9 protein-coding genes are annotated in these 8,866 nt (G+C 37.1%); 3 read left to right on the top strand and 6 right to left on the bottom strand.

Going from position 1 to position 8,866, the window contains the following annotated elements:
• Window positions 1-468: 468 nt before the first annotated feature.
• The gene (locus BAQ48_RS09025; protein ID WP_071710818.1) at window positions 469-1,869 is read left to right on the top strand and encodes a M28 family metallopeptidase; all 1,401 of its coding nucleotides are present in this window, start codon (window positions 469-471) and stop codon (window positions 1,867-1,869) included.
• A gap of 21 nt (window positions 1,870-1,890) precedes the next feature.
• Here the strand turns inward: BAQ48_RS09025 and BAQ48_RS09030 are convergent, their stop codons facing one another.
• The 5 genes from BAQ48_RS09030 to BAQ48_RS09050 all read right to left on the bottom strand — a co-directional run bounded on the left by BAQ48_RS09030 (window position 1,891) and on the right by BAQ48_RS09050 (window position 5,785).
• Window positions 1,891-2,574: a phage holin family protein gene (locus BAQ48_RS09030; RefSeq protein ID WP_071710812.1), complete on the bottom strand. Its 684-nt coding sequence runs from the start codon at window positions 2,572-2,574 to the stop codon at window positions 1,891-1,893.
• The gene (locus tag BAQ48_RS09035) at window positions 2,558-2,872 is read right to left on the bottom strand and encodes an anti-sigma factor (protein ID WP_071710813.1); all 315 of its coding nucleotides are present in this window, start codon (window positions 2,870-2,872) and stop codon (window positions 2,558-2,560) included. Before BAQ48_RS09035 ends, BAQ48_RS09030 begins: the two co-directional genes overlap by 17 nt.
• Complete coding sequence (locus BAQ48_RS09040) at window positions 2,859-3,386, bottom strand: RNA polymerase sigma factor (RefSeq protein ID WP_071710814.1); 528 nt, start codon at window positions 3,384-3,386, stop codon at window positions 2,859-2,861. Before BAQ48_RS09040 ends, BAQ48_RS09035 begins: the two co-directional genes overlap by 14 nt.
• 291 nt (window positions 3,387-3,677) lie before the next feature.
• Window positions 3,678-5,348: an arginine--tRNA ligase gene (gene argS / locus BAQ48_RS09045; protein ID WP_001086452.1), complete on the bottom strand. Its 1,671-nt coding sequence runs from the start codon at window positions 5,346-5,348 to the stop codon at window positions 3,678-3,680.
• Complete coding sequence (locus tag BAQ48_RS09050; protein ID WP_000744345.1) at window positions 5,348-5,785, bottom strand: YwiB family protein; 438 nt, start codon at window positions 5,783-5,785, stop codon at window positions 5,348-5,350. Before BAQ48_RS09050 ends, argS begins: the two co-directional genes overlap by 1 nt.
• Window positions 5,786-5,989: 204 nt before the next feature.
• Here BAQ48_RS09050 and BAQ48_RS09055 point away from each other — a divergent pair, with 204 nt between their 5' ends.
• Window positions 5,990-6,976, top strand: a complete 987-nt coding sequence (locus BAQ48_RS09055; RefSeq protein WP_071710815.1) for a S66 family peptidase — start codon at window positions 5,990-5,992, stop codon at window positions 6,974-6,976.
• Between the two features lie 25 nt (window positions 6,977-7,001).
• Here BAQ48_RS09055 and BAQ48_RS09060 read toward each other — a convergent pair whose 3' ends face one another.
• Window positions 7,002-7,364 carry a YxeA family protein gene (locus tag BAQ48_RS09060; RefSeq protein WP_071710816.1) on the bottom strand — a complete coding sequence of 121 codons (363 nt, stop codon included), beginning with the start codon at window positions 7,362-7,364 and terminating at the stop codon, window positions 7,002-7,004.
• A 234-nt stretch (window positions 7,365-7,598) separates the two neighbouring features.
• Here BAQ48_RS09060 and BAQ48_RS09065 point away from each other — a divergent pair, with 234 nt between their 5' ends.
• Window positions 7,599-8,636 carry a PTS sugar transporter subunit IIC gene (locus BAQ48_RS09065; RefSeq protein ID WP_071710817.1) on the top strand — a complete coding sequence of 346 codons (1,038 nt, stop codon included), beginning with the start codon at window positions 7,599-7,601 and terminating at the stop codon, window positions 8,634-8,636.
• Window positions 8,637-8,866: the final 230 nt, after the last annotated feature.

The raw sequence follows: 8,866 nt of genomic DNA on the forward strand, positions 1-8,866 counted from the left end.
TTATTTTTAGGTATGTAAAAGTTTATATAAATAAAAGGTGGTGCATCAAGGCACCACCTTTTTAACGGGGTGAGGCTGTCCAACAGTACGGAAACTCTTGAACAGCCTCGTATTTTCATATGGATGCCTTACATATATCATTGATGATAATTATGAAATGCGGAAACATAGTTACCATCACATGATTCAAACATGAGAAAAGAAACCATATAACAGTCCCTTTTCCCTACATAATCTAAAGTTTGGGTACACTAGATTCATGCAATATAGGAGCTTTCCAAGCAGAAAGCGAACCCTCATTTAAAATGATAGCATACATACCTTCGCCAAAAATATGCAAATGTGCATATAACGTTTTTTATTTCTCAACAACCAAATATTGAAAATTCTGTCTTCTAAAGGTAAAATAAAGTCGTTAACCGTCTTCTTTTGTCAGTCAGAGAGAATAGAAGAATGGGAGAGGAAAAAATGAGAAAATCACTGAAACAGAAAATAGTAAGCTCCTTGCTTGCTGTATCACTCGCCGTTAGCTTAGCTCCAATTGGACAAGCAAAAGCTGATTCCACGTCAGAAATCACACAAACCCCACCTATTACAAAACAAGTTGATGCAAGCCGCGCTATCGAACATGTTCGATTTTTATCCGAAACAATCGGCCCTCGTCCTGGTGGGACAAAATCAGAAGAATGGGCTTCCCGTTACGTTGGTATGAAGCTCAAATCAATGGGCTATGAAGTAGAATATCAGCCATTTCAAGTACCGGATCAGTACGTTGGATTTATCGATTCACCATTATCTACAAAACGTAATTGGCAAGCTGGTGCTGCTCCAAATGCACTAATTTCTACAGAAGCTGTTACAGCTCCTCTTATCTTTGTTCAAGGTGGAACAAAACTAGAAGATATTCCAAATGAGGTAAACGGAAAAATTGTTTTATTTGAAAGAGGAACAACAGTAGCAGACTACAATAAACAAGTCGAAAATGCTGTTAGCAAAGGTGCAAAAGGTGTTCTTTTATACAGTTTAATTGGCGGCCGTGGAAACTACGGACAAACTTTCAATCCCCGCTTAACGAAAAAACAATCTGTGCCTGTATTTGGTCTTGCTTACGCTCAAGGAAATGCGTTTAAAGAAGAAATTGCGAAAAAAGAAACAACAATTCTTTCACTAAAAGCGAGACATGAATCTAATTTGACATCCCTAAATGTTATTGCTAAAAAGAAACCAAAAAAGAGTACAGGTAATGAAAAAGCTGTTGTTGTAAGTTCACACTACGATAGTGTCGTTGGAGCACCTGGAGCAAACGATAATGCTTCTGGTACAGGTTTAGTATTAGAGCTAGCTCGTGCTTTTCAAAATGTAGAAACTGATAAAGAAATTCGTTTTATTGCTTTCGGATCTGAAGAAATCGGATTACTTGGCTCTGATTATTATGTGAATAGTCTTTCCCAACAAGAACGTGACCGGATTTTAGGTGTATTTAACGCAGACATGGTTGCAACAAGTTATGATAAAGCAAAAAATTTATACGCTATGACTCCTAATGGCTCTCCAAATCTTGTAACAGATGCTGCCCTTCAAGCAGGGAAACAATTAAATAATGATCTCGTTCTTCAAGGGAAATTTGGCTCTAGTGACCACGTACCGTTTGCTGAAGCTGGGATTCCTGCCGCTCTATTTATTTGGATGGGTGTCGATAGTTGGAATCCATTAATCTATCATATTGAGAAGGTATACCATACCCCTCAAGATAACGTATTTGAAAACATTTCACCAGAACGTATGAAAATGGCATTAGATGTCATCGGAACTGGCGTTTATAACACACTTCAAAAACCGGTTACTCAAACCAAACAAAAAGCTGCATAATCGCACTAAAAAAAGGGCCTCTTATAAGGCCCTTTCTTTTGCTTCCCAATTTACTTTTACAAATCCATCTTTCACCCTTAAACCACTTATATTAAACATATATTTTTCATTTGCTTTTAATGTAACTGTAAAAGTACCCTTTTTCGATTCACAAATCTCTTTTAACTCTTTTATACCCTCACCTTGTCTTTCATACAAGCTGAAGCACAAATTACCACGTTTTGCATCCGTCTCATAGGAAAACGTCATTTCAGTATCTTTTTCGTACTGAATTTCTATATCTTTACCAGCAATATCCCATGATGAGAACTTCGCCTCGTAACTTGTCTCTCCTTGTTGCTCACTTTCTAAATATATATCTCCTGCTCTCCACGTATCGTCTAACGTTTGGACAAAAGTAAATCCGCTAAGGAATACAAGCATTGTACTTGCTAATATCGCAACTAACGTTATTTTTTGTTTTTTTATACCTTCCATCGCATGTTCTCCTTCTACTCTCTTTTTACTTCTTCGTACCATGTATAACAAAACTCCAATAAAAAACGGCAATATAATCGCTACAGCACTCCACCACTTACTTAGTCCATGTCTCTTCGCATCTGTATATACCCACGATGCTACACATACTAATAGTGCGATAAAAGCAAAAAACATTGTAACTCCAGCTACTTCAAATACCATAAATGGATTAGCGAACTCTTTCATATAATTTATACTCCTTCTTTAAAAATGACTGTATGACAACATATATAGGAATGTATAGATGCATCATAATAACTATCGCTATAATAATAGATATTTTATGATGCAAATGGCTAACAAACTGTTCTAGGGTGACTGTTAGTAAAACAATCCAAATGGCATGAATGAAAACAACCCATCTCTTCTCTAATTTTTGAGCATTTCGCACGCCCTGTTTCGTATTATTTATCAGCTCTTCACTTGGAATCATCTCTTCCGCTAAGCTACTTTTTATTTTCTGGTCAAACTTATCTTCCGTCATAAACGAACCCCTCCAAATGTTCTCGCATTTGCTTCTTCGCATAATTAAGGCGATATTTCACTGTACCAATCGGTATATTTAATATTTCACTCATTTCCTTATAAGAATATTGTTCATAATAGTAGAGTACGAGTACAGTTTTATACTTTTCATTCAATAACTGTATAACTTCCCGTATCATTTCCGCTTCCACTTTTTGAACCAATTCCTCTGATATATTCACTTCATCTGCGAAATCTATTTCTCCACCATCCTCTTTATGAAACAAATCCAATACGCGATCTTTCCACCGCTTTTTCTTACGATAAAAATCATAAAATGTGCGAACACAAATTGTAGTAATCCACTTTTTATAGTTATCTACAGAAGAAAGTTGATGCCGCGAGGAAAAAACTTTTATCCACGTCTCTTGAAAAATATCTTCTGCATCTTCTTTCGTCTTCGCTAATTTATAGCATAAGGAATATATTTGCTGCTTATATATATCAATTAGTTCATCTACCTTTTCTTCCATCATAAACCTCCTGTCATTTATATAAGACGACGCAAATTCCCCTTTTGTTTGAAAAAAATTTTTTTTTTATTATTTCCATATAAAAAGGCAATCACAACATTGTGTGATTGCCTTTTACTTAAAAACGAAAGTCCGCTTCCGCTTTTCTTTATTGTCCAGCTCCAGCGGCTAGAATACTCGGTGGCTTCGCGCCTTCCGTCTAAGAACCTTCCCCACGAGAAGATAAAATGCATCTTCTGTGGGAAAGAACCTTAGCCTGCGGGACTAAACAGTCGACTCCGCTTTTCTTAATTACATTTTTTCTGGTGCAGATACTCCTACGATTGCTAGTGCGTTTTGAAGTGTAGTACGTACTGCTTTCATTAATTCGTAACGAGCTTTACTTAATTCTAAGTTATCTTGGTTTAATACTTTTTCTGCATTGTAGAAGCTGTGTAATGCTGCTGCTAATTCAAATGCATAGTTTGTAATACGGTGTGGCAGACGTTTTTGCGCTGCATCCGCAACTACTGCTGGGAATTCACCAAGTTTTTTCAGTAACTCTACTTCTTTCTCAGAAGTAACAATTTTGTAGTTCACGTCTCCGCCTGTAGCTAATCCTAATTCCTCACCTTGACGAAGGATGCTGCATACGCGCGCATGAGCATATTGTGCATAGTATACTGGGTTTTCATTAGATTTTGATACAGCTAAGTCCATATCGAAGTCTAAATGAGAATCACCGCTACGCATTGCGAAGAAGTAACGCATTGCGTCTACGCCCACTTCTTCCATAAGCTCACGAAGTGTAACTGCTTTACCTGTACGTTTACTCATCTTCATTTTTTCACCATTTTGGTACAGTTGTACCATTTGGATAATTTCTACTTCTAACGTGTCTTTATCGTAACCAAGCGCTTGAATAGCAGCTTTCATACGAGGAATGTAACCGTGGTGGTCAGCACCCCAAATGTTGATTAATTTATCAAAACCACGCTCTAATTTGTCACGATGATACGCGATATCTGGCGTTAGGTACGTGTAAGAACCGTCGTTTTTAATTAATACACGGTTTTTATCATCACCGTAAGTCATAGAACGGAACCAAGTTGCCCCATCTTCTTCAAAAATCTCATCGCGCTCTTTTAATACAGCAAGAGCTTGATCGATTTTTCCGTTTTTGTATAATGATGTTTCTGAGAACCACACATCAAATTTAACACGGAAGCTTTCTAAGTCTTTTTGAAGTTTTGCTAATTCATATTTTAAACCGTACTCACGGTAGAATTCATAGCTTTCTTTTTCATCAGCTTTCGCATAACGATCGCCAAATTCTTCAGCTAAACGTTTACCGATGCCGATAATATCTGCACCGTGGTAGCCGTCTTCTGGCATTTCTTTCTCTAAACCTAACGCTTGCATGTAACGAGCTTCAACAGAAAGAGCTAAGTTATGAATTTGGTTACCAGCGTCATTAATGTAGTACTCACGAGATACATCGTATCCTGCTTTTGCTAATAGGTTACATAAAGTATCACCTACTGCCGCACCACGTGCATGTCCTAAGTGAAGGTCACCTGTTGGATTCGCAGATACGAACTCAACTTGTACTTTTTCACCTTTACCAGTATTCGTTTCACCATAAGCTTCACCAGCGTTAACGATTGTTGGAATTAAGTCTGTTAAGTAGCTATTATCCATGTAGAAGTTAATGAAACCAGGACCTGCGATTTCAATTTTTTCAATAGAAGCTTTTGCTTTATCGAAGTTTGCAACTAATTCTTCTGCAATCATACGAGGTGCTTTTTTCGCAACGCGCGCAAGTTGCATTGCCATATTTGTAGAGAAGTCACCATTTGTTTTATCTTTTGGAGATTCTAATACAACGTTTGGAATCTGTTCTTCTGTCGCTAATTCTGCCTTTAATACAGCAGCTTGAATTTCTTCTTTAATCAATCCTTTTACTTGTTCTAAAGAATTCATTATTTTGCCTCCTTCAAATTAAGTGTAATTGTATATCTGCCAGCTTCTTGTTCACTTAGAAGCAATGCGTACGTTAAGAAGAGTTGTCCTTTTTTCTTTTCATCCGACCATTTAAAAAGAACGTTATCAGTCTTTGTTTGCAATGCAAACGTACCAAGTTCACTCGTATACGTACCAGTTGTCCATTCACCTTTCACATGCGTTTGACGCATCGAAACAGCACCTGAACGCATAATGAGAACTTGTTCATCTTGAATTTTAATAATTGTTTTCACTTCGCCTTGTTCATTCGGCTCTTGGAATGTTACATATGTACCTTGACCTTTTACATAGTATTGACCATTTGCTTCAAAAGCAACGGTTTCCTTCCTCGCCCCTTCACGGATTTCTGTTACGAAATGAACGTGTACCGGCAAGCCTGCAAGTTGTTTCTTCACGTCTTGCACACCTTTCAAATGTTATAGATATTAAATACTACTTATAATAAATCACTTTTCCTATCATATCAAAAAAAGACTCTGTCTGTCTGCTGAAAAATCAGGAAAACTCCTTTTCAAAAAATAATTCACTTTCACTTTATTTCATATGATAAAATATTTTTTAAATCTAAATATTCTTTCATTTAATAGGGGTGAACCTATATGCTACCCACAAAATTAAAAAAAGGTGATGAAATACGAGTTATTTCACCATCTTGTAGTTTAAGTATTGTCTCAAATGAAAACAGAAATCTTGCTATAAAAAGATTAAACAACATGGGCTTTCAAGTTACGTTCTCAAAACACGCTGAAGAGCTAGACCGCTTTGCGTCCTCTTCTATTTCTTCACGTGTTCAAGATTTTCACGAAGCATTCAGGGATCCTAATGTAAAAGCAATTTTGACGACACTTGGTGGATACAACTCTAATGGTTTATTGAAACATCTCGATTACGATTTAATCCGTGAAAACCCGAAATTTTTCTGTGGTTATTCTGACATTACTGCTTTAAATAATGCCATTTACACAAAAACAGGGCTTGTTACATATTCAGGACCCCATTTCTCTTCATTTGGAATGGAGAAAGGGCTCGAGTATACAACCGATTACTTTTTAAAATGCTTAACTTCTAATGAACCGATTGAAGTCCTATCATCTGAAACGTGGAGCGATGATTCTTGGTATGTAGACCAGGAAAATCGCGAATTTATTAAAAATGAAGGATATATTTCGATTCACGAAGGCGAAGCAGCAGGAGATATTATTGGTGGCAATATGAGCACTTTAAATTTACTGCAAGGTACACCATACATGCCGAACTTGCGAGATAAATTATTATTTCTTGAAGAAGATAGTCTAACAGGAAAAGCTACTCTTCAAACTTTTGATCGTTATTTACACTCCCTTATGCAGCAACCAGATTTTCAATATGTAAAAGGTATTATTATAGGAAGAATGCAAAAAGGAGCAGATTGTACAATCGAAGACATACAGGAAATGATTGTTTCAAAGTCTGAACTGGCACATATACCTATCATTGCAAACGCAAGTTTCGGTCATACAACACCGATTTTCACTTTCCCAATTGGTGGACGTGCAAAAATCATTTCTAACAAAGAAAAGACATCTATCACCATTTTAACGCACTAAAAAAGGAGCGAATAATTCGCTCCTTTTATGGTTTTTCTATCTTTTGCAATGCCTTTTGCGGGATTGACTCTTTCGAGATTTCAGCCCATCCTTTTCCCTGCATACCTTTTGCATAAATTTTTATAAAAGCACCTGTATGCAATTCACGGTTCATCATTCTTTTAATAATTTGTAGCTTTCCGTCTTCTGTATATCCTTTAAATGTATATAAATACTCATCATCTTTTTTCTCACCTTTATCTATAACTGCATAATAATCTTGTATTTCTTTATTTGAAAAGAAGTTGTCTACAAAAGCATGTACACCTTCTGTTTTTGTGTTTAAATAATACGCTGTTCCCCCTAAAATGATGGCGAATACAGCTAAAACTTTAATTACCAATTTCATACATAATCCTCCTGTTTGCACTTCTTTCTCGCTAACCATATGTCTATACCTGAATTATACGAAAAAAAGCATACTATACTCTATCCAAATGCCTTACACTTCCCTTACATTGTTGTAAGGATTTTTCACCTTACAGCAATTTCCGGGCAAAAAGTTTTTCCGTTTAACAAACTTTTATATTATTATTGAATGATACGAATTTTTATTACAAAAATCAAAGGAGACAGTTTTCAAATGGCTATCTTGCAAGGTTTAGCACTATTACTTGTTGTACTTTGTCTATTTACACTTTTTAGTTACCGTGCTCCTTACGGCATGAAAGCAATGGGTGCTTTAGCTAATGCAGCAATCGCAAGTTTTCTTATTGAAGCCTTTCACCGTTATATTGGTGGAGAGATGTTTCATAATGACTTTTTACAATCAGTAGGAGAAGCTTCTGGTAGTATGAGCGGTGTCGCAGCGGCAATTTTAGTCGCACTAGCAATCGGTGTTTCACCCGTATATGCTGTTTTAATCGGTATCGCTACTAGTGGATTCGGTATTTTACCAGGATTCTTCGCTGGATACGTTTGTGCATTCATCGTGAAATTTCTCGAAAAGAAATTACCAGCTGGTGTAGAGTTTTTAGCAATTTTATTTATTGCCGCACCAATCTCACGCGGAATGGCTATGCTTATGGATCCACTCGTTAACGCAACACTCGGTAAAATCGGTTCTATGATTTCAGTTGCAACTACAGAAAGTCCTATCATTATGGGTATTATGCTTGGTGGATTAATAACAGTTATTTCTACCTCCCCATTAAGTTCTATGGCACTAACTGCCATGCTTGGATTAACAGGTTTACCAATGGCAATTGGTAGTCTTGCCGTAGCAGCTTCAGCCCCAATGAACTTTATTTTCTTTAAACGACTAAAAATTTGTTCAAAGAAAGATACAATTGCTGTAGCAATCGAGCCTTTAACACAAGCCGATGTTGTCTCAGCAAATCCAATTCCAATTTATGCGACAAACTTCGTTGGCGGTGCACTTGCCGGTATTATTACGTCCCTATTCCAGCTCGTTAATAATGCACCAGGAACAGCATCACCAATTCCAGGACTTCTTGTCTTATTCGGATTTAATGACGTTATAAAAGTAACGATCGCCGCTGTACTATGTGGAATCGTTACCACGATTGTTGGATACGTTGGATCAATCATATTCCGCAAATATCCAATCCGTTCTGCTGATGAAATTCGCGGAGTTACTTCGGAAGAAAAAGTTGCATAATAAAAAGAGCTATTCTCAAACAATGAGAATAGCTCTTTTTGATGTTGCGTGACAGCTAGAATGATCGGTGGCTTCGCTTCTTCCTTCGAGGCAAAAAACGCCTTTTGCAGGAAAGAATCTTAGCCACCGGGTCTAAACAATCGGCTTCACTTTTACTTTATCCAGCTACGGCAGCTAGAATCTCCGGCCATTTCACACTCTCGGCCTGCGCCAAAAGCGCTTCTCGGTCG

The organism is Bacillus luti (genome assembly GCF_001884105.1).
Taxonomy (GTDB): Bacteria; Bacillota; Bacilli; order Bacillales; family Bacillaceae_G; genus Bacillus_A; species Bacillus_A luti.